Origin of the sequence: Pseudomonas sp. S4_EA_1b (assembly GCF_016307435.1) — a bacterium.
In the GTDB taxonomy this organism is placed as follows: Bacteria; Pseudomonadota; Gammaproteobacteria; order Pseudomonadales; family Pseudomonadaceae; genus Aquipseudomonas; species Aquipseudomonas rhodesiae.
In genome coordinates, this window is sequence record NZ_JAEILC010000095.1 from 88,233 (window position 1) to 113,008 (window position 24,776).

A 24,776-nucleotide genomic window follows, 5' to 3' on the forward strand; every position below is an offset into this window, starting at 1 on the left:
GGCCAATTTCATAGGTCCAATATGTCGCCCATCGCACCACCTTTGTCATTCAACCCCGCCGGTATCGAACTGGACCGCCGCCAGGGCCTGACCCGCCAGCTCTACGACGCCCTGCGCCAGCGTGTATTGGATGGGCGCTTGGTTGGCGGCACGCGCTTGCCCGCCAGCCGCGATCTGGCGGCGGCCTTGGCGATTTCCCGTAACAGCGTGGTGCGCGCCTACGATCAGCTGTATGCCGAAGGCTTTATCGAAGGGCGGGTGGGAGACGGCACCTATGTTGCCCAATTGCCGACCGCTGAAAAACTATCCACAAAACTGTCCACAGGGTTATCACCAGGCTTATCCCCAGCCTTATCCACAAATTGGCTGGATTTACCGGTTAATTCGCTCCCCAAAGTTATCCACAAGGCGGGATTGGATCGTCTGGAAAACAACCATTTGCCGCCACCGCCGGCTGGCCCGCCGAAGGCGTTTCGTGTCGGCGTGCCGGCGTTCGATCTGTTCCCGTTTGAGGTATGGGCCAAGCTCAACGGGGCTTTCTGGCGCAAGCCGAACCTTGAGCAGTTGTGCTACGGCGATCCTGCCGGAGACGGTCGCCTGCGTGGCTTGATCGCGGCGTACCTGCGCAGTTCGCGGGGCATGCAGTGCTGCGCTGAGCAAATAGTGATCACCAGTGGCGCGCAGCAGGCCATCAGCCTTTGTGCACAGCTGCTGGTGGAGCCCGGTGACGGCGTGGCGGTGGAAAATCCGGGCTATCGCGCCGCGGGCCATGCCTTCGCCCTGGCCGGTGCGCACCTGCATGGTGTGCCGGTGGATGCCGACGGCATTGAGTGTGAGGTGCTCGATACCTTGACTGACTGCCGCGTGGCCTATGTCACGCCGTCCCATCAGTACCCGCTCGGGGTGGTAATGAGCCTGGCGCGGCGCCTGGAACTGCTGGCCTGGGCCGAGCGCACGGGCGGCTGGATTATCGAGGACGACTACGATGGCGAGTACCGCTACAGCGGTGCACCGCTGTCGCCCCTGGCGGCGCTGGATCGTAGCGGCCGGGTGCTGTACGTCGGCACGTTCGGCAAAGTCGCATTTCCGGCTTTGCGCTTGGGCTACCTAGTGTTGCCGCCGGGGCTGGTGGATGCGTTCTCGCGGCGCCGCGCCGTGGACATGCGCCACTCGGAAGTCAGTACCCAGGCAGTCATGGCCGAATTCATGGCGGCGGGGCACTTTCAACGGCATATCCGCCGCATGCGCCGCGCCGCGCTGAGTCGGCGCAACACCTTGCTGGCGGGCTGGCCGGCGGCGCTGCCGGGGGTAGGCGAGTTGCCCTCGGTGGCTGCGGGCCTGCACCTGACCGTGCGGGTGGACAGCCTCGCCCGGGAGCAACAGTTGTTGGCACAGGCCCGCGCGGTGGATGTCGAGGTCAATGGCCTGAGCAGCTATTGGCTGCCGCACTCGGCCATTGCGCCGGATCAGCGCGCCGGCCTGGTGCTGGGGTTCGCCGCCGTGCCCGAGGCGGCCATCGCCCAGGCCTTGATGCGACTGCGTAAAGCCTGGTTATGACTGTGGCGAACTTCAGTAAAGGACAGTTCGCACATTGCCCAGGTGGCGGCCGGCTCAGGTGCCGGACTTGATCTTGGTCCAGGCCCGCGTCCTGGCGCGCTCGGCCTTGCTGTCGAGGGGTTTCAAGGTATAGAGCGTGGCCATCGCCGCCTCAGTGGGATAAAGGTTGGGGTTGTTGCGGATCGCCGGGTCGACCTGCTCGGTGGCGTCCTTGTTCGGGTTGGGGTAACCGACGAAATCGCTGATTGGCGCGATCACCTGGGGTTGCAGCAGGTAGTTGATAAAGGTGTAGGCGTCCTGCGGGTTTTTCGCGCCTTTGGGAATGGCCAGCATGTCGAACCAGATCGGTGCGCCTTCCTTGGGCAGGCGCATGTCCACGGTCACGCCGTTATTGGCTTCCTTGGCGCGGTTGGCGGCCTGGGAAAAGCTACCGGAGTAACCCACGGCCACGCAGATGTCGCCATTGGCGATGTCGGCCATGTATTTGGAGGAATGGAAGTAGGTGATGTAGGGGCGGATTTTCAGCAGCAGCGCTTCGGCCTTTTCATAGTCCTTGGGGTTCTGGCTGTTGGGGTCCAGGCCCAGGTGTTGCAGGGCCAGGGGCAGGATTTCCGAAGGCGAGTCGAGCAGGGCGACGCCGCACTGCTTGAGCTTGCTGATGTTTTCCGGCTTGAAGATCAAGTCCCAGCTGTCCACCGGCGCATCGTCGCCCAACGCCGCCTTGACCTTGGCCGGGTTGAAGCCGATCAGGATGGTGCCGTACATGTAGGGCACGGCGAATTTGTTGCCGGGGTCGTTGGCCTCGATCAGCTTCATCAGCTTGGGGTCCAGGTGGTTCCAGTTGGGTAACTGGCTACGGTCCAGGGGCTGGAACACCCCGGCTTCGATCTGTTTGGCCAGGAATACGTTGGACGGTACCACCACGTCATAGCCGGAGTTGCCGGTCAGCAGCTTGGCTTCCAGGGCTTCGTTGGTATCGAAGATGTCGTAGATCAGCTTGATCGCCGGGTTGGCGGCCTTGAAGTCATCCAGCGCCTTGGGCGTGATGTAGTCGAACCAGTTGTAGACCCGCAGGGTTTTTTCTTCGGCGTGCACGGCGCTGCTCGCCACGGCGGCGCAGAGCAACAGAGACCTGAATATGTTCATTCGGCTGACCCCTCAAAACCTTCGAGAACGTTGACGGCATTGATGCCGATTTCTTCCACCGCATAACCGCCTTCCATCACGAACAGCGTCGGCTTGCCGAGTTGGGCGATACGTTGCCCCATGGCCAGGTAGTCCGGGCTGTCGAGCTTGAACTGTGAGATCGGGTCGTCTTTGAACGTATCGACCCCCAGCGACACCACCACAATATCGGCGCCATAGCCTTCGATCTCGGCGCAAGCGCTGTCCAGTGCAGCGCTCCAACGCGCCCAGCCGGTGCCGGCCGGCAACGGGTAATTGAAGTTGAAGCCTTCGCCGGCGCCTTCGCCGCGCTCATCGGCATACCCGAGGAAAAACGGGAACTCGGCTTGCGGGTCGCCGTGGATGGAGGCGAAGAGCACGTCGTTGCGGGCGTAGAAAATCGATTGGGTGCCATTGCCGTGGTGGTAATCCACATCGAGGATCGCGACTTTGCGATGGCCCTGGTCGAGGAACGCCTGGGCGGCAATGGCCGCGTTATTGAGATAGCAATAACCGCCCATGAGGTCGGCGGCGGCGTGGTGTCCGGGCGGGCGGCACAAGGCAAACGCACTGTGGGCACCGTTTTGGATCGCCTGCTGCGCGGTGAGCGCTACCTGAGCCGCACTGTACGCCGCCTGCCAGGTGCCGGCGGTGATCGGCGCGCCGCCGTCGAAGCTGTAATAGCCCAATTGCCCGTGCAGGCTGGTGGGCATTACCTGGCGCAACGTGCGGGCGGGCCAGGTGTAGGGCAGCAAGTCGCCCTCCTGACCCGACAGGGCCCAGCGTGCCCACGCGCCTTTGAAGAATTCCAGGTACGCCGGGTCATGAATGCGTGCCAGCGGCGCCAGGCCAAAGTCGTGGGGCGCCTGCACCGGGCCGAGTTCGCGTTGCTGGACTCGCTGCAATACATGGTCGGCGCGAGAGGGCATTTCGAAACAGGGCATCAGTTGCCCATCCATCAGTTCGCAGCGGCCGTGGTGCAGGTGATGATCGTCCGAGTAGATCGTCAGCATGTTGTTGTTCTCGCGGGCTGAGGGTGATGCCTTGCAGTGTTGCCGGGCCGGCGCGGCAAGAGAACGACAGGAGCGGCCAAAAGGGGATAAATATGGCCAGGCGCGCTGTCCAGTCTGGCCTCTTTTGCCCCGTTCATGGCCGGAACTGGCTCGGCGCGACCCCGCTCCAGCGCACGAAGGCATGCCGGAAACTCGCGGTTTCACTGAAACCCAACTGCTCGGCGATGCAATGGATCGGCATCGCATCCTCTGCCAACCATTGCTTGGCGCGCTCGAACCGCAATTCGTCGAGCAACTCCTGGTAGCTGCTGCCTAGATCGTGCAGGTGCCGCCGCAAGGTGCGTGACGAGCAGTTCAGCTGTTCGGCCAGCCGATCCAGCCCCGGCGCGGCGTGCAGTTGCGAGGCCAGTAACTGGCGCACACGCCCCAGCCACGCCTGGCGCCCGGTGAATTCGGTGTTCTGTTTGCGGCAGCGTTCGGCCATGGCGCGATGGGTGATGGCATCGGCCAGCGGCAACGGTTGGTCGAGCCAGTGACGGTCGAAGGCAAACGCGTTGCCGGCGGCCTGGAACTGCAAAGGGCAGGTGAAACGTTCGCGGTAGCGTGCCTGATAGGCCGGCGCCGGATAGTCGAAGCGCGCCCCCAACAGTGGCAGCGGCTGGCCGAGCAGGTCGTCGCAGATGACTTTGAGCGACACCAGGCACAGCTCGATATTGAACGCGGCCAGCGCCGGGTCCTCCCGATAATCACTGGCGGTGAACCAGATCCGTTGGCCGTCCTCTTCAAGGCTCAGCTCGAAAAGTGTTCCCAGCAATGCGGGGTAGCGCAGCGCCAGGCGCAAAGCGTCACCGAAGGTGGCACTGGTGAGCAGCGCATAGCCCAGCATGCCGTAGGAGGACACGTGCATGCGCTGGCCCAGGTCCAGCCCCAGGTCGCGGCGCAGCGCTACGGCATTGGCGCAGACCCGCATCTCCTGACGCGTGGTGATTCGCGTGTCGGGCTGGTGCAGGTCCGCGCTCGCAATGCCGCTGCCGGCCAGCAGCACCTGCTGATGGATGCCGTCGGCGCTGAAGGCGTCGAGTACCAGCGAAACGGCGTTGAGGGTGGTCAGGTGCGAGTGCAGCATGGGGTAAGTCCTTGGGACGATTGCCAAAAGCGAGCAATTCCCATGCCGCGTGCAATGCCTGATCAGAGGTTAAAGAACAACCGACGGGCTTGCTCCAGATTGATTTCGCTGCGGTAGTAATCCAGCCGCTGCTGAGCGTTCAGCCCATTGACGGTGTCGGCGGCCAGCCCCAGACGGCGCTCGGCCGGGGTTTTCAACCGAGCGGAAATAAACGCCTTGGCCGGCGTCCATGACGTTGAGTAGTGGAAGTGGGCGTACCAGAGCACTTCATGGGTGGTGCGATCGGCGACGGTGTATTCATCCAGATAATCGGGCCTGGCGCTCTTGAGTCGGCGGCGGCTCATGGTTTTCTTCAAGGTGACTTTGTGGCGTTGCAGCAGCCAATCCACACCGGCAATGGTCGGCGGCTTTTCGCGGATCATGCGCAGCATATGTTGCGTGGCCTCTTGGTAGAGTTCGGCGGTGGCCTCTTTGAGTTTGCGGCTGAGAATCGCGGCGGCGCGGTGCTGGTCGGCGGTAAGGCTGGCCGACGCCAAGCCATGCTCGATGGCCTGGTCGGTCTCTTCCAGCCGCAGGGCGTGCTGGTGGTACAGGTACTCAATGCCCATTGCGGTGCGGGGGGGCTTGGCCGCCTGTTCGTCGGCGCGGGTCTTGAAGCTGTGCAAATCGTCGAGAAACCCCTTGGCTTTATCGAGGGCAACCTGGATATCCGGCACGGCGGGCAGCGTTGGCGTCGGTGTGCTGATGCGCTGCACGTACACATCCTGACCTTTCTGGTGATAGGTCGCGATCACCTGCTGTGTGATCGGCGACTTGATATCTACCAGGCCAGTTTCCAGCCCGACCGGCGTCAAGCGCGGTTCGCCGATCAATACGCCGTTGTAGCGGGTGTGGATGAATTTCATCTTGGGCTTGGGCGGCGTGGGCGGCGGCGTGGGGCGGTTCCTGAGGGCATCGCGGTCCAGGTGCAGGAGGGCCAATTGCACCTGCGTGTCTTGTGAGTATTGGCGTATTTTGCTGCGCAAACTGGCCAACTGCTCGGGAATGATGGCGTCGGCAAAATCTTGCGGCAGGTCTTCGAGGCGTTCATCGATCACGGCAAATTGTTCAATCAGACTCCCCAGCGCCTCGATGCGCTCATCCAGGCGTGTTTCGCTGCGTTCGTGCAAGGTGTCGCGCAGGGCCTGGATCGCGATATCGGCGGCATTGACGATCTGGTCCAAGGCCTCCCACGCATCGGGCGCGCTGCTTAGCGAGGCTTCACGCATGCACAGGTTGCGCGCCATGGTCACTTGCATGGCCCGTAGATCGCTGCTGTTGTAGGCGGGCAGGCGTTTTTTCCGTTCCTGGATCTGGCGCAGCCCTTCGGAGGGCAATTGGCGTAACTGTTCGAAGCGCGACTGCACGTAGTCCAGGCGTTCGATCATGTCTCGGTTCATTTCGGTAAGGGTTCGAGCGTCTTCGATATGCCGCTCTTGGGGTGCATGAGCCTGCTGTTCGATCTGGTCCAACACGCGGCGGAACACCGGGGTAAAGCTGCGCTGGGTCTCGCTGATGCTGGCTTCGGATAAATCCAGCTGTGCCTTGAGGTAGGCCATGGCCCTGGGCTGGTAATCGGGCAAGGGGTCAAACACGTTCAGTTCTTTGAGCTGTTGCAGTGCGGTTTCATAGTCCACGCGCTGGCTGGCGAGCTTTTGCAGGTAAAGCTGGCGCTTGGCCTCGGTCGAGGTGCCGGGGGCATCGGTCATGGCTGTGTGCGCTTGCTGCAATTCCACCTGTGCGGTTTTTTTGGCTTTCTCGAAGGCTTGCAGTTTGTCGCGCAGTTGCTTGGCTCTTACCGCGGCTTCAAGGCTGGCTCGCTTGATCGCCCGTTTGGGGCCACCACCGCGCAGGCGCAAGCGGGTATCGATAAACCATTGGCCGGCGGCATTGTGCACCAGCATCGGCCCGCTACGTTCCGGTTGTTTCGGATCGATGATGTGCACCGGCTCGTCCGGTTGAGCCGAGACCTGAAACCAGCGTGCGCCCACGGGCACGTAATAGTGCTGCCCTGAACGGTAGAGGTGCTGATACGTACCGGCTTCGGTGATGGGAGCATTCAGGTCTGAGGGCTTATCCACTTTGAAGCGGTCCAGGACGGTGCCGAGTTTTTCGGGCAGGCGATTGACGGCGCCGAGGATGTTCAGCGGGGATCCACGTTCGGTCAACGGGTCGCTCGTCGGGGTAGCAAGCACTTGTTGGATGACGAGTTTCTTGACTGGCGGTTCCGCCTCCGGCCCCCGGCGCGCTGCCAGCGTCGGGCCTGTACGCGAATGGCGTGTGGCGATGTGCAGGGTAATCGCCAGGCCGAGGTTGAGCAGCACATCGGTGAGGGTGGCTTGTTGCGTCGCGGTGTCGTGTTGCTGTTCGGCCTCGGCCAATTGCTTGAGTTGATCGAGGATCTGCCAAATCCACGCCGCGGTGCCAAGCGTCGGGCTGAGAAAGGGCAGCACGGCATTGAGCAGGGTCCAGCCGGCCTGCTTGAACGTTGCCCAGCGGCTTTCGGCGTTGGACACCGACGTGCGGTCCGCCAGGGCGATCAGTGCCTGCGCGTTGGCATTGAACAACGTCCCCAGCAGGTCGCCGTCCAACACGGTGTTGGCCAGGGTCATAGGGCCGCTCAGGGTCCAGAGTTTATCGGGCTCGACCAGGTACTCGGCAACCGCCCACGGCGACGGCAGGTCCCCTGGGAATACGTAGTTGGCGTAGTCCTCGCGCACCGCGTCGGGCAGCCAGGCCAGGACCGAGCTGCGCAGCGATTCCGATTGCGCGATCGCATAGATCAGGTTGGCGGGCGAGGCGTATTGAACCAGCGGTGGGTCGAATAGTGGGCGATACAGCAGGCAGGGTCCGGCCGTGAGGCTTTGCGGGCCGATCACGTACATGTTTTCCACCGTGTCATACGCGCCATCCGAGCGGCGTTTGGGCGCGAACGCCAACGGGCGCATGACAATCGTCTGGTTATCGACTTTGCGCTCGTGGGCCTCGGCATTCATCAGCGCGGCGATGTAACGGTAGCCTTGCTCGTCGATTCCGTTCTGTTGGCGAAGTTTGCTTTGCAGCGCCATCAGCGGCAGTTGGATACGCACCTGTTCGGTGTACAGATTCCTGCGCCTCGTGGCTTCCTGGCGAATATCCACCAATTGGGCTTTGATCAGCTCGGGGTAGTTCTTGCCGATATCCACCTCTTGGATCAGTTGCTCCACGTAATCGACGGTCAGCCAGGCGGGCAGCTGTGCGCCGTTGGGCAGTTGAACCGTCTTGGTGCCCAGGGGCAGTGCGATCAGGTTCTGCAGCGCCAGCTCCACCAGGGTAAAGGTGGTGGTCTCGGTGGCGCCGGGCACGATGAACGTGCCCCAGGTGACGACGCTTTGCACCCTCACCACGACTTTGTCCAAGGGCAGATGCTGGGCGTCCGGGTGGTCGATCAGCACCTGTTGCTTGAGCTGGGCCAGGGTGTACTCCTCGATGCCGGGGATGCCATCGAGGTAGGACTGGCCGGCATGCTGGCTATTAAGGGCCGCGAGGTCTTTGAGGTGCCGCGCGTAGTTGTTCAAGTCTGCGGTGGAGCCGGCGCTCAGCCAGTCGGGCAGGGCATCGCGATACCACTCCAAGCCTGGGCCTTTCTGCGCCGCCGCATCATCCGCGCCAGGGGTTGAGTTCAACGCGCTGTTAATTCGGCTGGGGCTGCCCTGGCGCAGATCGGAGAAATCCATCGCGCCAACGGCGTCCACCTGTTGAGCGATGAAGGTGCAGGCCAGGTAATCGAAAAAGTGACCGTCGGGCTCATACAGGCGCCATTGCAACCCTGACAGCTGCGCCTGTGGCCCAACGTGATCGGCCAATGACTGGCCTAACTGCTGCAAAGAGTCGAACTTCTCATAGCCCTTGAGCAGGGAGTAACTGAGGATGACCGGGCGCCCTTGAACCTGCCCCGACAGCACCGCGAACATCAGCGGAGCGAACCCCTGTGCCGATTCGCCATGCAACTGCTGGACCTCCACGATGCTGGCGGTGCTGGTGTACGGGTCGTCGACCTGCCGAGTGGCGCGCTCGGGCAAGCGGAACAGCCGACGTGCCATGGCGTGGTCGGTCTCGTCCCAGCCTTCGACGTCTTGCACGTTCCAGCCATTGCGCAGGGTGCTGGACAGTTCCTGCCAGCGCGGGCCCAGGGTATTGCTCTCGTTCCAGTACTCGACCAGGTATTCCTGAAACACACTGAGCATCACCGGGGCACGGGTGTTGAGGATTTTTGCGATGTCGGTCATGCGCACGGGCAAATGCACCGGCGGGTCGGTCACCGGTTGGCGGGTGAGAAAATGTTCGCCCTCGATACACTGCGCCGGTACGGCAAGCACTGCCTGGCGCGCCAGCAGATCGCTCAGCGCGTGATAGTCGGGCGGCCCGGCCACAAGTTCATCGCCTACCAGGGTCCAGGTTGGCGACCCCATCAGGGTGCTGCCGGGGTCGATGTTCAGGTTCGGATAGTGTTCGTTCAGCGCCTGGCGCAACGTTGCGGTGGCGGCTTCGCGGAAGGAGGGGCCTGCGTAGAACTGCGCGATCAGCTCCAGGCTGGGGTCATTGCCCGTGGGCTGTTGCGTGGAAGTGGAGGTTGAAGAGGTCATGGGGGCATTCCTGTGGTGCCGGCTGATGGAAAAAACCCGAGCGAGGGCTCGGGTTTTCCATGCTAGGCACCGCCAGGTCAGCGGCGGGAGTGACTATGTATCGGACGTCAGCTCAGTTCGCCGCACAGGTCCAGTTCGACCAGACGACGGACCTCGGCAGTGGGCAGCCCCGCCCCGAGCAGGGCGTTGAGCTTGCCGAACGCCGCCTCACGGGTCATGCCGCCACCGGACAGCACACCGACACCGCGCAAGCGGCTGCCGGCTTCATACACGTCCAGCTCCACGCCGCCTTCATGGCATTGGGTGATTGCCACCACCACCACGCCCTGATTCTGTGCGCGCTGCAGGCTGGCGAGGAAGGCCGGATTGTCGCTGGGCCCGGTGCCGCTGCCGTAGCATTCCAGGATCAGCGCTTGGATGCCGCTGTCGATCAGGCTGTCGAGCAGCGCCGCCGAAAGACCGGGCACCAGAGGCAGCACGCCGACGTTCGCCAGCGCCTTGGGCTGGCGATAGCCCAAGGTATCGGCAATGGCATCGACCTTGGCTGCGCCGCCCTGACGCTGTAGCGCGGCGAAAGGGTGACGGCCGAAGCTGCGGATTTTCGCGCAGCGGGTCGGCGCCATCAGCGCGCCGTGGAAGTACAAATGCACGCCCGGTGCCAGGCCCGCGCCCAGCGCCAGCAGGGCGCCGCGGACGTTTTCCCAGGCATCGCTGTCGGGCACGCCCGCCGGCAGCATGGAACCGGTGAACACCACCGGCGCCGGCAGGCCCAGCAGTTGGAACGCCATGGCCGCCGCGCTGTAGGCCAGGGTGTCGGTGCCGTGCAGGATCAGCACCGCGTCGCAGCCGTCGTCCACGGCCTCGACCACGGCGCAGCGCAGGTGCTGCCAGTAGGTCGGGGTCATGTTGGCGCTGTCGATCAGCGGGGACATTTCACGGAAACGCCAGGTGGGCACCTTCACATCGGCAAACTGTTCGCGCATGCGCGCTTCGAAACCCGACGCGGGCGCCAGGCCGTTGGCGCTGGCCTGCATGCCGATGGTGCCGCCGGTGTAGAGCACCATGATGTTGTTGGCTGGGGACATCGAGAATTCTCCTGAACGAAAAACGCCGCCGGGCCCCGAGCATGCCCAAGGCCGGGCGGCGTGTCATCTACCTACGCTCAACGTTGCGTTTGAGCGTTCAGTTCAGCGCTCGCTTGAGCGGCTGGCTCGGACTTGACCGGGTTGGCCGGCCAGGCCTTGCGGTCCAGGTCCAGGTCCGGGAACTGGCTGGAGTCGAACACCGGGGTCTTGATGCCCGCTGCGCGCTGGTCGTCGTAGTCCTTGAGGATGCGCATGGCGATCTTGAACAGGAACGCCAGGGCGAACAGGTTGACGAACGCCAGCATGGTCATGGTGATGTCAGCGAAGGCGAACACGGTGCTCAGGTTCTCGATCGAACCCCAGAAAATCAGCACCAGTACCAAAGTGCGGTAGCCCATCAGCACTTTGCGGTTGTTGCCCACCAGGAAGCGCAGGTTGCTCTCGCCGAGGTAGTAGTTGTACATGATCGAGGTGAACACGAACAACGCCAGGGCCACCGAGATGAACATGCGGCCCCAATCGCCGACCACTGCCGCCAGGGAGTTCTGGGTCAGGGCAATGCCGTCGCCTTCAAAGCCTGGGGTGTAGAAACCGGAGAGCAGGATCAGCAGCGCGGTGCAGGTGCAGATCACGAAAGTGTCGAGGAACACGCTGAACGCCTGAACCACGCCTTGGGCGATCGGGTGCTCGACCGAGGCAACTGCCGCCACGTTAGGCGCACTGCCCAAACCGGCTTCGTTGGCGAACACGCCGCGTTTCACACCCATGATGATCGCGCTGCCCACCAGGCCGCCGAAGGCTTGGTCGAGGCCGAAGGCGCTCTTGACGATGGTCGCGAGCATGGCCGGTACGTGATCGAATTGCAGCACGATCACGTACAGAGTCACGGCGATGTAGACCAGGGTCTTGACCGGCACCAGCAGGTCGGCGATCGACGCGATGCGCTTGATCCCGCCGATAAACACCAGGCCCAGCAATACCGCCAGCGCCAGGCCGGTGTAGGTGGTGTCCAGGCCGAAGGCGTTGTTCAGCGAGTGGGTCACGGCATGGGCTTGCAGGCCGTTGAAGGCAAAACCGAAGGTCACCAACAACAGGAACGCCATGACCATGCCCAGCCAGCGTTTGTGCAGACCGTGCTGGATGTAATAAGCCGGGCCGCCACGGAAGGTGCCTTCCGCGTCGGTACGCTTGTACAACTGGCCGAGGGAGCACTCGATAAAGCTCGAAGACATGCCCACCAATGCGGTGACCCACATCCAAAACACGGCACCCGGGCCGCCGAGGGTAACGGCAATGCCGACACCGGCGATGTTGCCGGCACCCACGCGCCCGGCGAGGCTGAGCATCAGCGCCTGGAACGAGCTGAGCTGGCCGGCGCTGCTCTTGAGGCTGTCGCGAAACACCGAAAACATGTGGAAAAAGTGGCGCAGTTGTACGAAACGCGAGCGGATCGTGAAATAACCGCCGAGCCCGACAATGAGCACGATCAGTACTTTCCCTGAGAGGAAGTCGTTGATGACTTCGAGCATGGAGTGTTCCTCGCTGATTTTTCTAATGGCAAACGCAGGACGGCTCAAAGACGTCGCATCGCACCAGGCAGTGCGCGACGGTTCGACCCCAATCCTTTTGCGGGTTGTTATTCATGCGGTTTCGCGGATTTCCGGGCGTCGTTACCGACAGCCGCAGATGCGAAGAGGGGCGGCACTATACCTAGGCGAACGTGATCCGTCTGCTCGGCCTGATTAAAGGTTTCAGCCAAGCTGTTGCAGGCAAGGTGAGTTTGCAGGGCGATATTGGATTTTTTATGGGCTTCATTTCACAACCTTGAGGCAAAAAAAAGGGCCTGAAGAACGAGCCTTCAGGCCCTCAAAAGGTGAGAGGTGTCTAGTCCCTCAACCTGGTGAGCGGTGCATCTGACGCTTAGGCCTTCAGCGGGACCAAGCGTGGGGCAATCATGTTTTCGGGGCGCAGGATGTCGTCGAGCATGGCGTCGTCGAGCAAGCCTTCTTCGCGCACCAGTTCCAGCACACCGCGGCCGCTTTCCAGGGCGATACGCGCAATGCGGGTGGCGTTTTCGTAGCCGATGTACGGGTTCAGCGCGGTGACCAGGCCGATGGAGTGCTCCACCAGTTCGCGGCAGCGTGCTTCGTTAGCAGTGATGCCGACGATGCAGTGCTCGCGCAGCATGTCCATGGCGCGTTGCAGCAGGCGGATCGAGTCGAAGATCTTGAAAGCGATCAGCGGCTCCATCACGTTCAGTTGCAGCTGGCCGCCTTCGGCCGCCATGGTCAGGGCCAGGTCGTTGCCGATGACTTGGAACGCCACCTGGTTGACCGCTTCCGGAATCACCGGGTTGACCTTGCCGGGCATGATCGAGCTGCCTGGCTGGCGTGCCGGCAGGTTGATCTCGTTGATGCCGGTGCGTGGGCCGCTGGACAGCAGACGCAGGTCGTTGCAGATCTTCGACAGCTTCACCGCGGTACGCTTGAGCATGCCGGAGAACAGCACGAAGGCGCCCATGTCGGAAGTGGCTTCGATCAGGTCGGCCGCCGGAACCACGGGTTGGCCGCTGATGACGGCCAGACGCTGTACGGCCAGGGCCTGGTAGCGTGGGTCGGCGTTGATGCCGGTGCCGATGGCGGTGCCGCCCAGGTTCACTTCGGTCAGCAGCTCTGGCGCCAGGGTTTTCAGGCGGGCCAGGTCTTCACCGAGGGTGGTGGCGAAGGCGCGGAATTCCTGGCCGAGGGTCATCGGCACGGCGTCTTGCAGTTGGGTGCGGCCCATTTTCAGTACGTGGCTGAACTCTTCGCCCTTGGCGGCGAACGCCTGGATCAGGCTGTCGAGGCTGGCCAACAGCGCGTCATGGCCCAGCAGCAGACCCAGGCGGATCGCGGTCGGGTAGGCGTCGTTGGTCGACTGCGCCATGTTCACGTCGTTGTTGGGGTGCAGGTACTGGTATTCGCCCTTCTGATGGCCCATGGCCTCCAGCGCGATGTTGGCGATGACTTCGTTGGCATTCATGTTGGTTGAAGTGCCGGCGCCGCCTTGAATCATGTCCACCACGAATTCTTCGTGGAAATCGCCGCGGATCAGACGGGCACAGGCTTCGCTGATGGCAGCGTGCTTGGCTTCGCTGAGCTGGCCCAACTCGCGGTTGGCATCAGCGGCGGCTTGCTTGACCATTGCCAGGCCGACCACCAATTTCGGGTAATGCGAAATCGGAACGCCCGAGAGGCGGAAGTTGTTCACCGCTCGCAGGGTCTGGATGCCGTAATACGCTTGAGCGGGTACTTCGAGTACGCCAAGCAGGTCTTTTTCTGTGCGGAATGATGCAGCGGAGGACATGACGGAAATCATCTCGATATGGACCCGGGCTAAGCCGGAACGCTGTGAATCCTAGGCTTCTGGACGTTTCAGGGCCAATGCTGTTAAACACTATCCTATGCACAAACGGCATAATGAGCGTGTGACCCGGCTAACGTGGCGGGCGTGTGTGCCAAAATGGTGCATATCCGTGGGAGGAAGTGATGAACCTTGAGAGCAAATGGCTGGAAGACTTCAGTGCCCTGGCGGCGACCCGCAGCTTTTCCCAGGCGGCGGAGCGGCGCTTCGTCACCCAGCCGGCGTTCAGCCGACGCATCCGCAGCCTGGAAGCCGCGTTGGGCCTGACCCTGGTCAACCGCTCGCGCACTCCCGTGGAACTGACGGCGGCGGGGCAGTTGTTCCTGGTCACCGCGCGCACCGTGGTCGAGCAACTCGGCGAAGTGCTGCGCCATTTGCATCACTTGGAAGGCGGGCAGGGCGAAGTCATGCAGGTGGCGGCCGCCCACTCCCTGGCGCTGGGGTTCTTCCCACGCTGGATCGCGCAACTGCGCAACGAAGGCCTGAACATCGCCACGCGGCTGGTGGCCACCAACGTCGGCGATGCCGTGCATGCCCTGCGTGAAGGTGGCTGTGATTTGATGCTGGCGTTCTACGACCCGGACGCAGCGATGCAGATGGACGCCGAGATCTTCCCGTCCCTGCACCTGGGCAACACCGAAATGCTGCCGGTGTGCGCCGCCGATGCGGATGGCAAGCCGCTGTTCGATCTGGAAGGCGAGGGCAGCGTGCCGTTGCTGGCCTACAGCGCCGGTGCCTTCCTGGGCCGCTCGGTGCATTTGCTGCTGCGCCAGCGCGCCTTGCGCTTTACCACTGTGTACGAAACCGCCATGGCCGACAGCCTCAAAAGCATGGCGCTGGAAGGCTTGGGTATTGCGTGGGTGCCGCAACTGAGCGTGCGTGCCGAACTGGCCCGCGGCGAGTTGGTGGTCTGCGGTGGGCCGCAATGGCATGTGCCGCTGGAAATTCGTCTGTACCGCTGTGCGTTGGTGCGTAAGGCGAATGTGCGGTTGTTGTGGCGTAAGTTGGAAGGTGGGGCGGCGCAGAATACTTGAGCCAACACAGATCAAATGTGGGAGCTGGCTTGCCTGCGATAGTGGTGTATCAGCCGGCATTATCAGGCACTGACCTTCCGCCATCGCAAGCAAGCCGGCTCCCACATAGTTTGTAGTGTTTTCGCTGACCTGAAAGTCAATAAAACCGCCGGTTTGCGCCACTGGACAGATGGTCGTTCCAGGGGCTGTTTATCTGAATTATTACGGTATACTGCGCGGCCTTCGGCCGGTCCAACCGGCCACCATTCGTACAACAAGCCACGCCGGATTTCCCGCGTGGCTTGTTGTTTTTTGACGCGCCTGCGGGCGCCCAGAGAGAAGAGGCGCGACGATGAGTGCATTGGTTGGCGTGATCATGGGCTCCAAGTCCGATTGGTCCACCCTTAGCCACACCGCCGATATGCTGGAAAAACTCGGCATTCCGTACGAAGTGAAGGTGGTCTCTGCCCACCGCACCCCGGACCTGCTGTTCCAGTATGCCGATGAAGCAGAATCCCGAGGCATCGAGGTGATCATCGCTGGCGCCGGCGGCGCAGCGCACCTTCCCGGCATGTGTGCGGCCAAGACCCACCTGCCGGTGCTCGGCGTGCCGGTGCAATCGTCGATGCTCTCGGGCGTAGATTCGCTGTTGTCCATTGTGCAGATGCCGGCCGGCATCCCGGTGGCGACCCTGGCGATCGGCAAAGCCGGCGCGATCAACGCCGCGTTGCTGTCTGCCAGCATCCTGGGCGCCAAGCACCCGCAGTTCCACGCGGTGCTGAAAAAATTCCGTGCTGAACAGACAGACAGCGTGCTGGACAATCCAGACCCACGCATCGCCTGAGGTTGTAGACCATGAAGATCGGTGTAATCGGTGGCGGCCAGCTGGGCCGCATGCTCGCCCTGGCGGGCACCCCGCTGGGGATGAACTTCGCTTTCCTGGACCCGGCGCCGGACGCCTGCGCCGCGGCCTTGGGTGAGCATCTGCGCGCTGACTACAGCGACCCGGATCACCTGCGCCAACTGGCCGACGAAGTGGACCTGGTGACCTTCGAGTTCGAAAGCGTCCCGGCTGAAACCGTGGCCTTCCTTTCGCAATTCGTGCCCGTGTACCCGAGCGCCGAAGCCTTGCGCATCGCCCGCGACCGTTGGTTCGAGAAAAGCATGTTTAAGGACCTGGGCATCCCGACCCCGGACTTCGCCGATATCCAGTCCCAAGCGGACCTGGAAGCCGCCGTCGCCCGCATCGGCCTGCCGGCCGTGCTGAAAACCCGCACCCTGGGTTACGACGGCAAGGGCCAGAAAGTGCTGCGCACCGAAGCGGATGTGGTTGGCACCTTCGCTGAACTGGGCAGCGTTGCCTGCCTGCTGGAAGGCTTTGTGCCCTTCACCGGTGAGGTCTCGCTGATCGCTGTGCGCGCCCGCGATGGCGAAACCCGTTTTTACCCACTGGTGCACAACACCCACGACAGCGGCATCCTCAAGCTGTCGGTAGCCAGCACCGATCACCCATTGCAGGCCCTGGCCGAAGACTATTCCAGCCGTGTGCTCAAGCAACTGGATTACGTCGGCGTGATGGCGTTCGAGTTCTTTGAAGTCGACGGTGGCCTCAAGGCCAACGAGATCGCCCCACGCGTTCACAACTCCGGGCACTGGACCACCGAAGGCGCCGAGTGCAGCCAGTTCGAGAACCACCTGCGGGCGGTAGCGGGCTTGCCGCTGGGCTCCACGGCCAAGGTGGGCGAGAGCGCGATGCTCAATTTCATCGGCGTGGTCCCGCCGGTAGAGCGCGTGATTGCGATCGACGACTGCCACCTGCACCACTACGGCAAGGCCTTCAAGGCCGGGCGCAAGGTCGGCCACGCCAACCTGCGTTGCCAGGACCGCGCGACGCTGCAGGCGCAGATCCTCAAGGTCGAAGCGCTGATCGCCGAGCAATAAGCCTCGGCACGGCGGGAACCATTGGGGCCCGCCGTCTCTCTGAATGCAGGATGGTGAAGCCTGGCTAGGCTTTGCCATGACACACATTCATTCAGAGGGAAATGCCATGGGTATCATCGGAACCATTTTTATCGGCCTGATCGTCGGTCTGCTCGCGCGTTTCCTCAAGCCAGGCGACGACAGCATGGGCTGGATCATGACTATCCTGCTGGGTATCGCCGGCTCCCTGGCCGCGACTTACGGTGGCCAGGCGCTGGGTATCTATCAGGCAGGTCAAGGTGCTGGCTTCATCGGTGCGCTGGTCGGCGCAATCGTCTTGCTGGTGATCTACGGCCTGATCAAAAAGAAGTAATCAGCCGACAAAGTCCTCTGCGCTGCGCAGGCGCAGAGGGCTAGAATGCTCGGCACTTGTACTTGCCGAGCCTCTCCATGCGCCGTTTTCTATTGATTTTTCTCCTGCTGGGCACTGGCCTGGCACACGCCGGCGAACTGCCGGAAACCGACTGGCTCGACCTCATGCCGCTGTCGGACCAAAAGGCCCTTGAGGCCATGCCCGAGATCGATCACAACTCCCCCGAAGCCCAGGGCACCTTTACCGACAAAGGCGGCTTGAAGCAGAGCAAAGGCTTGCCGGCGGTGATGTATTCCACCAAGACCGTGGCCGCCATGAACGGCAAGAATATCCGCATCGGCGGTTACCCGGTTCCGCTGGAAACCGACGCCAAAGGCCGCAGCACGCTGTTCTTTCTGGTGCCGTACCCAGGCGGCTGCATTCACGTACCGCCACCGCCGCCCAACCAACTGGTGCTGGTGCGTTATCCCAAAGGGTTGAAGCTGGACGACATCTACACGCCGCTGTGGGTGACCGGCACGTTGAAGGTGGAGACGGTGAATAACGATTTGGCCGACGCGGCCTATGCGCTGGATGCGGGCAAGGTGCGAGTAGTCAAGGAATCCGATCTCTAAGCCTCAACACCAATCAATGTGGGAGGGGGTTTGCCCCTCCCACAATGGGTTCTTTATCTACAGGGCGATGCCGGTGATGCTTACGCCCAGGGTATGGCGTTCGTTGGGCGCCAGCGTTACCACATCGTCCAGCACGTTCGCCGTCTCGATGCACAGCATGTTTTGCCAGCCGTCATCGGCCATATCGTCGAAGGCTTTGGCCCGCTCGGTCCAAGGGTTCCAGATCACTGTCGATTTAGAGCCCTGGGCCGTGAGTTGGATGCGGCGCTGCCAGTCTTTGTCGACGATGCTCACCTGCGCGGGCGTGTCGAGGTAGATGCGGTCGGTCTCGGCATTGAAGCGCAGCGGGCCGGACTGGGTCTTACTGGTCCAGCCGTCGGCGGTGTCGATGTATGTCGTGCCGTCCAGGCCTTCAACCTGAACCTGACGCACATCGCTGACGGCGAAGTAGGTATGCAGCGCCTGGCTCAGAGTGACGGTGTCGGTGCCACGGTTGTGGCTGGTCAGGCGGATGTGCAGTTGCTCGTCCAGCAGCAGGCTCAGGGTGAGATCGACCTGATGGGGCCAGCCGGGGAAGCCGCCCGCGGGTACCGGTAGCACCAGGTCGATGCGCAAGGCGTCACCTTCAAGCTCGGCTCCGGCCAACTCCCAGCGTGCGGTGCGCGCAAACCCGTGAGCGCCGGCCGGTTGGTCACTCTGGCGCATCGCTTTGACGCTGTCCGGGTTACGGTCGAAGACGCCAAACCATGGCCAACACACCGGCACGCCGGTACGAATGCCTTTGCCCTGCTTGAATACCGCTTCGGGGTTCGGCCAGATCAACGGCTGCTCACCATCGCGCTGGTAGCTGAAGATATGCGCACCCTGCCGGGCCACCTGCAGCTCGGCGCCGTTGTGGCGGATGCGCCAGCAGTCCAGCTCGTCGATCGTCACGGTTTCAACGTGGGGCGTAGGCATACGAAGCACTCTCAATGGCAGGTAATGGGGCAATTGACCGTCAAAACCCGATGAGGTTTAACGCGCGCGCGACGGTACCGAACGCGTGCGGCCGCTGCCGTCGATGGCGACGAACACGAAGACCGCCTCGGTCACCTTGCGCCATTCGCTGGACAGAGGGTCGTCGCTCCACACTTCGACCATCATCTGGATCGAGCTGCGGCCGATTTCCAGGGCCTGTGTATAAAAGGACAATTGCGCGCCCACCGCCACCGGCACCAGAAACGCCATACGATCGATGGCTACCGTGGCCACACGCCCGCCAGCGACCTTGCTGGCCATGGCGGTGCCGGCCAGGTCCATCTGTGCGACTAGCCAGCCGCCGAAGATGTCGCCAAAGCCGTTGGTTTCACGCGGGAGCGCAGTGATTTGCAGGGCGAGATCGCCTTGCGGGATAGGATCTTCTTGTTCGAGTTCGATCATGCCGAGGGTGCCTCTGACCCGTGACGCTTCATGGGTGTTTCAAGTGGATAGCCGTCTTCTGGAAAAACGTTTCAGCACCATACCCCGCCTGATGCGTTTCTCGTAAGGCGTACTAAAGGGAAACTCTGCCAAAGCGGCTGGGTGGCGCCAACGTCGTTTTGGCACAGCAGCCCTCAAGACTGCGGGTCTGGCGCGTGCAAGGGCCGAGTATATCGACACCCATGCGCCGCGACGACCTCCCGGCGCTCATTTGGTCGGCATTTAGCGGCTGTAATGCGGCTTTTTCCGTCAACTGTGCTTCTGATGTGCTTTTCCAGGCGATTTGCTATCTTGCCGAACCCGTCCTGGCGCAGCCAGCACTTGGGTTCTGCCGTTCTGACTAATAAGAGAAGCCTTGCCATGTCCTCCGTGCCCGCAAGCAGTGCGCAACCCTCGCGCCCGCTGACCCGCAACGACTACAAAACCCTGTCGCTGTCCGCCTTGGGCGGGGCGCTGGAGTTCTACGACTTCATCATTTTTGTGTTTTTCGCCACCGTGGTCGGAAAACTCTTCTTTCCGGTCGACATGCCCGAATGGCTGCGCATGATGCAGACCTTCGGCATCTTCGCCGCCGGCTACCTGGCGCGTCCGCTGGGGGGCATCATCATGGCGCACTTCGGCGACCTGCTGGGGCGCAAGAAGATGTTCACCTTGAGCATCTTCATGATGGCGGTGCCGACCTTGATCATGGGCTTGCTGCCGACCTACGCGCAGATCGGTTTGTGGGCGCCGCTGTTATTGCTGCTGATGCGCATCATCCAAGGCGCGGCAATCGGCGGGGAGGTGCCGGGAGCATGGGTATTTGTGTCCGAGCACGTGCCGCCACGGCATATCGGCTATGCCTGCGGCACCCTGACCAGCGGCCTGACCGCCGGTATTCTGCTGGGGTCGCTGGTGGCCACTGCCATCAACACTCTGTATAGCCCGGAACAGGTGTCGGATTACGCCTGGCGTATCCCGTTCCTGCTCGGCGGTGTGTTCGGCCTGTTGTCGGTGTACCTGCGTCGCTGGTTGCATGAAACGCCGATTTTTGCCGAGATGCAGCAACGCAAGACCCTGGCCGCCGAGTTGCCGTTGCGCGCGGTGCTGCGCGATCACCGTGGCGCCATCGTGCTGTCGATGCTGCTGACCTGGCTGCTGTCGGCCGGCGTGGTGGTGGTCATCCTGATGACGCCGACCGTGCTGCAGACCATATATCACTTCAGCCCCACCGTGGCGCTGCAAGCCAACAGCCTGGCCATCGTGACCCTGAGCCTGGGCTGCATCGCCTCCGGCGCCCTGGCCGACCGCTTCGGCGCCGGGCGCGTGCTGACCGCCGGTTGCGCGTTGCTGCTGGCGACCTCCTGGACGCTCTACCACAGCCTTCTCGACCACCCCGACTGGCTGTTCCCGCTGTACGCCCTGACCGGCCTGTTCGTCGGCACCATCGGCGTGGTGCCTTACGTGATGGTCAAAGCGTTCCCACCGGTGGTGCGCTTCAGCGGCCTGTCGTTCTCCTACAACGTGGCCTACGCAGTGTTCGGCGGGCTGACGCCGTTGGTGGTGTCGCTGCTGATGAAGGAAAGCCCGATGGGCCCGGCGTACTACGTGGCCGTGCTGTGTGTGATGGGGATTTTGGTGGGTGGGTATCTGTGGAAGCGTGGGCGCTGATCCCTGCTGATATGCACCGATAACCTGTGGCGAGGGAGCACGCTCGCCACAGGGTTTGATTGTTACAACGATTACAGGGTATTTCAAAACCGTCCGCTTGCTTAACCCCTCGCCTTACATTCCCCGTATTCAGGGGGCCTGCACGCCGCGCTCGATCTCCTCGTTCCATACTGGCCTTTCATCTAATTGTCACATTCCAGACATAGAGTGTTCACACGGCCTACCGATACTTGGCCCCGATCCAACTATCCCTATCTGCTAGGAGCAAGGCATGAAACTGAAACGTTTGATGGCGGCAATGACGTTTGTCGCTGCTGGCGTTGCGACCGCCAACGCGGTGGCCGCTGGTGTTGACCCGGCAATTCCGGCGTATGTGAAGACCACTGGTGTGTCGGGCAACTTGTCCAGCGTCGGTTCTGACACCCTGGCCAACCTGATGACCCTGTGGGCTGAGGGTTACAAAAAGGAATACCCGAACGTCAACATCCAGATTCAAGCTGCCGGTTCCGCCACTGCGCCACCTGCGCTGACTGAAGGCACCTCCAACCTGGGCCCGATGAGCCGCAAGATGAAGGACACCGAACTGGCGGCCTTCGAGCAGAAGTACGGCTACAAGCCAACCGCTATTCCGGTGGCCGTGGACGCCCTGGCCGTGTTCGTACACAAGGACAACCCGATCCAGCACCTGACCATGGAACAAGTCGACGCGATCTTCTCCTCGACTCGCCTGTGCGGTGCTAAAGCCGACGTGAAAACCTGGGGCGACCTGGGTGTGACCGGCGACCTGGCCAACAAGCCGGTGCAGCTGTTCGGTCGTAACTCGGTATCCGGTACCTACGGCTACTTCAAAGAAGAAGCCCTGTGCAAAGGCGACTACAAGCCTAACGTGAACGAGCAACCAGGCTCGGCGTCGGTTGTCCAGTCGATCAGTTCCTCGCTGAACGGCATCGGTTACTCGGGCATCGGCTACAAGACCGCCAGCGTGAAAACCGTACCGTTGGCCAAAAAAGGCAGCACTGAGTTCATCGAAGACAGCGAAGAAAACGCCCTGAACGGCAAATACCCGCTGTCGCGCTTCCTCTACGTGTACGTCAACAAGGCCCCGAACAAGCCTCTGGCTCCGCTGGAAGCTGAGTTCGTGAAGCTGGTGCTGTCCAAGCAGGGCCAGGAAGTGGTGGTCAAAGACGGTTACATCCCACTGCCAGCCAAAGTTGCCGCCAAGGCACTGGCTGATCTGGGTCTGAAAGAAGGCGGCAAGTAAGCCACCGGTCAAATCGCCTTGAACCCGCCGCTTGGCTGGGTTCAAGGCCCGGGCAGGTCCGAAGGAGCTGGACCTCGCCTCCTAATTTCTAGTCCGCTGCCAGCACTGCTACGCGGCGGATTTCCTGCGTCACTGCATTGTCATCTTTCTGTCATACAGGATCGCTAGGGTGTGCGCATGAATGATCTGGCCAATTCCACCATGACGACGACTTCTCCTCCCAAGCGCATTGATTTCAATACGCCTGAGCTGCAACGCAAGCGCCGCATCCGCGCGCTCAAAGATCGCTTCACTCGCTGGTATGTGCTGGTCGGCGGCCTTGCCGTGCTGGCCGCCATTACCCTGATCTTCTTCTTCCTGGCCTACGTGGTAGCGCCGTTGTTCCAAGGTGCTTCGCTGACCAAGGAAGACGCGCTCACGCCCGCGTGGATGCAAGACGCTGGCAAGCCGTTGCTGATCTCTCTGGAAGAACAGAATCAAGTCGCCATGCGGGTTTCCGACAAAGGCCAGGCGTTGTTCTTTGAAGTGGACACCGGTGCCGAACTCAAGCGCATCGACCTGCCGCTGCCGGCCGGTGTGAGCGTGGCGTCCATCGGTAAGGATCAACCGGGCAGCCCGTTGGTGATCCTCGGTTTGTCCAATGGCCAGGCCATGGTGTTCCGCCACACCTATAAGGTGTCCTACCCGGACGGTAAGAAAACCATCACCCCCGCGATCGAATACCCCTACGGTGAAACTCCGATCGTGCTGGACGAGGCCGGTCGCCCACTGGAGCATGTCGCGCTCAACGCCACCGACTCCTCGTTGGTGGCCGCTGGTTCGTCCGGTTCGTACTTGAACGTGCTGACCCTGAGCCGCGAAGAAAACATGATGACCGGTGAAGTCACCAGCGAGCAGAAGCGTATCGAGCTGCCGCAAATGACCGAGCCGGTGAAGGCGATCTTTATCGACCCACGCCAGCAGTGGTTGTACGTGATCAACGGCCGCGCCCTGGCCGACGTGTTCAGCCTGCGCGACAAGAGCCTCAACGGTCGATACAAATTGTTGGAAGATGGCAACGCCGAAATCACCGCCAGCACGCAGTTGGTGGGCGGCATTTCGCTGATCTTCGGTAACTCCAAGGGCGGCCTGGCCCAGTGGTTCATGGCCCGCGACCCGGACGGCGAGCAGCGCTTCAAGCAGATCCGTACCTTCCAGATGGGCAGCGCGCCGATTGTGGAAATCACCGCCGAAGAACGTCGTAAGGGCTTCACCGCCCTGGATGCTTCCGGCAAGTTCGGTGTGTTCCACAGCACCGCGCACCGCACCCTGCTGGTGGACCCGGTAGTCGACGGCCAAGGCCTGTTCGGTATGTCGCCACGGGCCAACCGCGTGATCGTGGAAGCCGGCGGCAAGCTGCAACCGCTGCTGCTGGATAACCCGCACCCGGAAGTCTCCTGGAGCGCGTTGTGGAGCAAGGTCTGGTACGAGAACTACGACGAGCCTAAGTACGTCTGGCAATCGACCGCCGCCAACACCGATTTCGAACCCAAGATGAGCCTGGCGCCGCTGACTTTCGGCACGCTCAAGGCTGCGTTCTACGCCATGCTGCTGGCCGCGCCGCTGGCCGTTGCGGCGGCGATTTACACCGCTTACTTCATGGCGCCGAGCCTGCGTCGCAAGGTCAAGCCGGTGATCGAGCTGATGGAAGCGATGCCGACGGTGATCCTGGGCTTCTTCGCCGGTCTGTTCCTGGCGCCGTATGTCGAAGGGCATCTACCGGGGATTTTCAGCCTGCTGATGCTGTTGCCGATTGGCATCCTGGTGGCCGGTTTTATCTTCAGTCGCCTGCCTGAATCCCTGCGTCTGCGTGTACCCGACGGTTGGGAAAGCGCGATCCTGATCCCGGTGATCCTGTTCGTGGGCTGGCTGTCGCTGTACATGAGCCCGTACCTGGAAACCTGGTTCTTCGGCGGCGACATGCGCATGTGGATCTCCCACGACCTAGGCATCACCTACGACCAGCGCAACGCTCTGGTGGTGGGCTTGGCCATGGGTTTCGCGGTGATTCCGAACATCTACTCCATCGCCGAAGACGCCGTGTTCAGCGTGCCGCGCGGGCTGACCCTGGGCTCCCTGGCCCTGGGCGCCACGCCGTGGCAGACCATGACTCGCGTGGTGATCCTCACCGCTAGCCCGGGCATCTTCTCGGCGCTGATGATCGGCATGGGCCGCGCCGTCGGCGAGACCATGATCGTGCTGATGGCCACCGGCAACACCCCGGTGATGGAGATGAACCTGTTCGAAGGCCTGCGCACCCTGGCGGCCAACGTCGCGGTGGAAATGCCCGAGTCGGAAGTGGGCGGCAGTCACTACCGTGTGCTGTTCCTCTCGGCGCTGGTACTGCTGCTGTTCACCTTCATCATGAACACCCTCGCGGAGCTGATTCGTCAGCGTCTGCGCAAGAAATACTCGTCGCTTTAAGAAAGGTAGAAGT

18 protein-coding genes are annotated in these 24,776 nt (G+C 62.2%); 9 read left to right on the forward strand and 9 right to left on the reverse strand.

The genetic code is table 11. The features are described from left to right. Window positions 1–21: 21 nt before the first annotated feature. Window positions 22–1,557, forward strand: coding sequence for a MocR-like pyridoxine biosynthesis transcription factor PdxR (gene pdxR, locus YA0848_RS26190; protein WP_034101537.1), 1,536 nt, complete (start codon window positions 22–24; stop codon window positions 1,555–1,557). A gap of 54 nt (window positions 1,558–1,611) precedes the next feature. On the opposite strand, the gene YA0848_RS26195 is transcribed toward pdxR, so the two are convergent. The 7 genes from YA0848_RS26195 to aspA all read right to left on the reverse strand — a co-directional run bounded on the left by YA0848_RS26195 (window position 1,612) and on the right by aspA (window position 13,954). Next, on the reverse strand, window positions 1,612–2,703 hold the full coding sequence (locus YA0848_RS26195) for a polyamine ABC transporter substrate-binding protein (protein WP_034101536.1): 1,092 nt from the start codon (window positions 2,701–2,703) through the stop codon (window positions 1,612–1,614). Further along, window positions 2,700–3,734: a histone deacetylase family protein gene (locus YA0848_RS26200; protein ID WP_034115476.1), complete on the reverse strand. Its 1,035-nt coding sequence runs from the start codon at window positions 3,732–3,734 to the stop codon at window positions 2,700–2,702. Before YA0848_RS26200 ends, YA0848_RS26195 begins: the two co-directional genes overlap by 4 nt. Before the next feature lie 133 nt (window positions 3,735–3,867). After that, a complete protein-coding gene (locus YA0848_RS26205; protein ID WP_034101534.1) occupies window positions 3,868–4,860 on the reverse strand; it encodes an AraC family transcriptional regulator in 993 nt (330 codons plus the stop codon). A 62-nt stretch (window positions 4,861–4,922) separates the two neighbouring features. Further along, window positions 4,923–9,524, reverse strand: coding sequence for a hypothetical protein (locus YA0848_RS26210; protein WP_169902302.1), 4,602 nt, complete (start codon window positions 9,522–9,524; stop codon window positions 4,923–4,925). A gap of 107 nt (window positions 9,525–9,631) precedes the next feature. Continuing rightward, window positions 9,632–10,609: an asparaginase gene (locus YA0848_RS26215; protein WP_034115473.1), complete on the reverse strand. Its 978-nt coding sequence runs from the start codon at window positions 10,607–10,609 to the stop codon at window positions 9,632–9,634. A 77-nt stretch (window positions 10,610–10,686) separates the two neighbouring features. Continuing rightward, window positions 10,687–12,138 carry an alanine/glycine:cation symporter family protein gene (locus YA0848_RS26220; RefSeq protein ID WP_034101531.1) on the reverse strand — a complete coding sequence of 484 codons (1,452 nt, stop codon included), beginning with the start codon at window positions 12,136–12,138 and terminating at the stop codon, window positions 10,687–10,689. 391 nt (window positions 12,139–12,529) lie between these two features. After that, window positions 12,530–13,954 (reverse strand): aspartate ammonia-lyase, encoded by a 1,425-nt coding sequence (gene aspA / locus YA0848_RS26225; RefSeq protein ID WP_034101530.1) that lies wholly within the window; start codon window positions 13,952–13,954, stop codon window positions 12,530–12,532. A 182-nt stretch (window positions 13,955–14,136) separates the two neighbouring features. On the opposite strand from aspA, the gene YA0848_RS26230 reads away from it, so the two are divergent. The 5 genes from YA0848_RS26230 to YA0848_RS26250 all read left to right on the forward strand — a co-directional run bounded on the left by YA0848_RS26230 (window position 14,137) and on the right by YA0848_RS26250 (window position 17,931). Then, window positions 14,137–15,045: a LysR substrate-binding domain-containing protein gene (locus tag YA0848_RS26230; protein ID WP_010566930.1), complete on the forward strand. Its 909-nt coding sequence runs from the start codon at window positions 14,137–14,139 to the stop codon at window positions 15,043–15,045. Window positions 15,046–15,376: 331 nt separating this feature from the next. After that, window positions 15,377–15,868, forward strand: a complete 492-nt coding sequence (gene purE, locus YA0848_RS26235) for a 5-(carboxyamino)imidazole ribonucleotide mutase (protein WP_003195648.1) — start codon at window positions 15,377–15,379, stop codon at window positions 15,866–15,868. 11 nt (window positions 15,869–15,879) lie between these two features. Then, complete coding sequence (locus YA0848_RS26240; protein ID WP_034101529.1) at window positions 15,880–16,965, forward strand: 5-(carboxyamino)imidazole ribonucleotide synthase; 1,086 nt, start codon at window positions 15,880–15,882, stop codon at window positions 16,963–16,965. Between the two features lie 106 nt (window positions 16,966–17,071). Further along, window positions 17,072–17,317, forward strand: coding sequence for a GlsB/YeaQ/YmgE family stress response membrane protein (locus YA0848_RS26245; protein WP_005792540.1), 246 nt, complete (start codon window positions 17,072–17,074; stop codon window positions 17,315–17,317). 77 nt (window positions 17,318–17,394) lie between these two features. Next, complete coding sequence (locus tag YA0848_RS26250; protein ID WP_184316018.1) at window positions 17,395–17,931, forward strand: DUF3299 domain-containing protein; 537 nt, start codon at window positions 17,395–17,397, stop codon at window positions 17,929–17,931. A gap of 57 nt (window positions 17,932–17,988) precedes the next feature. Here YA0848_RS26250 and YA0848_RS26255 read toward each other — a convergent pair whose 3' ends face one another. After that, window positions 17,989–18,888 (reverse strand): D-hexose-6-phosphate mutarotase, encoded by a 900-nt coding sequence (locus tag YA0848_RS26255; protein WP_034115471.1) that lies wholly within the window; start codon window positions 18,886–18,888, stop codon window positions 17,989–17,991. Window positions 18,889–18,945: 57 nt separating this feature from the next. Continuing rightward, a complete protein-coding gene (locus YA0848_RS26260; protein ID WP_003176975.1) occupies window positions 18,946–19,350 on the reverse strand; it encodes an acyl-CoA thioesterase in 405 nt (134 codons plus the stop codon). Window positions 19,351–19,749: 399 nt separating this feature from the next. On the opposite strand from YA0848_RS26260, the gene YA0848_RS26265 reads away from it, so the two are divergent. The 3 genes from YA0848_RS26265 to YA0848_RS26275 all read left to right on the forward strand — a co-directional run bounded on the left by YA0848_RS26265 (window position 19,750) and on the right by YA0848_RS26275 (window position 24,763). After that, on the forward strand, window positions 19,750–21,039 hold the full coding sequence (locus YA0848_RS26265; protein WP_034115470.1) for an MFS transporter: 1,290 nt from the start codon (window positions 19,750–19,752) through the stop codon (window positions 21,037–21,039). Window positions 21,040–21,310: 271 nt separating this feature from the next. Continuing rightward, window positions 21,311–22,300 carry a phosphate ABC transporter substrate-binding protein PstS gene (locus YA0848_RS26270; RefSeq protein WP_034101525.1) on the forward strand — a complete coding sequence of 330 codons (990 nt, stop codon included), beginning with the start codon at window positions 21,311–21,313 and terminating at the stop codon, window positions 22,298–22,300. Between the two features lie 429 nt (window positions 22,301–22,729). Then, entirely contained in the window at window positions 22,730–24,763 is a 2,034-nt protein-coding gene (locus YA0848_RS26275) for an ABC transporter permease subunit (protein ID WP_169867694.1), read from the forward strand. The last annotated feature ends 13 nt before the right edge of the window (window positions 24,764–24,776 follow it).

Coding starts and splice junctions, on each gene's coding strand:
- pdxR (WP_034101537.1), top strand. CDS start 22: ATGTCGCCCATCGCACCACCTTTGTCATTCAACCCCGCCGGTATCGAA.
- YA0848_RS26195 (WP_034101536.1), bottom strand. CDS start 2,703: ATGAACATATTCAGGTCTCTGTTGCTCTGCGCCGCCGTGGCGAGCAGC.
- YA0848_RS26200 (WP_034115476.1), bottom strand. CDS start 3,734: ATGCTGACGATCTACTCGGACGATCATCACCTGCACCACGGCCGCTGC.
- YA0848_RS26205 (WP_034101534.1), bottom strand. CDS start 4,860: ATGCTGCACTCGCACCTGACCACCCTCAACGCCGTTTCGCTGGTACTC.
- YA0848_RS26210 (WP_169902302.1), bottom strand. CDS start 9,524: ATGACCTCTTCAACCTCCACTTCCACGCAACAGCCCACGGGCAATGAC.
- YA0848_RS26215 (WP_034115473.1), bottom strand. CDS start 10,609: ATGTCCCCAGCCAACAACATCATGGTGCTCTACACCGGCGGCACCATC.
- YA0848_RS26220 (WP_034101531.1), bottom strand. CDS start 12,138: ATGCTCGAAGTCATCAACGACTTCCTCTCAGGGAAAGTACTGATCGTG.
- aspA (WP_034101530.1), bottom strand. CDS start 13,954: ATGTCCTCCGCTGCATCATTCCGCACAGAAAAAGACCTGCTTGGCGTA.
- YA0848_RS26230 (WP_010566930.1), top strand. CDS start 14,137: ATGAACCTTGAGAGCAAATGGCTGGAAGACTTCAGTGCCCTGGCGGCG.
- purE (WP_003195648.1), top strand. CDS start 15,377: ATGAGTGCATTGGTTGGCGTGATCATGGGCTCCAAGTCCGATTGGTCC.
- YA0848_RS26240 (WP_034101529.1), top strand. CDS start 15,880: ATGAAGATCGGTGTAATCGGTGGCGGCCAGCTGGGCCGCATGCTCGCC.
- YA0848_RS26245 (WP_005792540.1), top strand. CDS start 17,072: ATGGGTATCATCGGAACCATTTTTATCGGCCTGATCGTCGGTCTGCTC.
- YA0848_RS26250 (WP_184316018.1), top strand. CDS start 17,395: ATGCGCCGTTTTCTATTGATTTTTCTCCTGCTGGGCACTGGCCTGGCA.
- YA0848_RS26255 (WP_034115471.1), bottom strand. CDS start 18,888: ATGCCTACGCCCCACGTTGAAACCGTGACGATCGACGAGCTGGACTGC.
- YA0848_RS26260 (WP_003176975.1), bottom strand. CDS start 19,350: ATGATCGAACTCGAACAAGAAGATCCTATCCCGCAAGGCGATCTCGCC.
- YA0848_RS26265 (WP_034115470.1), top strand. CDS start 19,750: ATGTCCTCCGTGCCCGCAAGCAGTGCGCAACCCTCGCGCCCGCTGACC.
- YA0848_RS26270 (WP_034101525.1), top strand. CDS start 21,311: ATGAAACTGAAACGTTTGATGGCGGCAATGACGTTTGTCGCTGCTGGC.
- YA0848_RS26275 (WP_169867694.1), top strand. CDS start 22,730: ATGCAAGACGCTGGCAAGCCGTTGCTGATCTCTCTGGAAGAACAGAAT.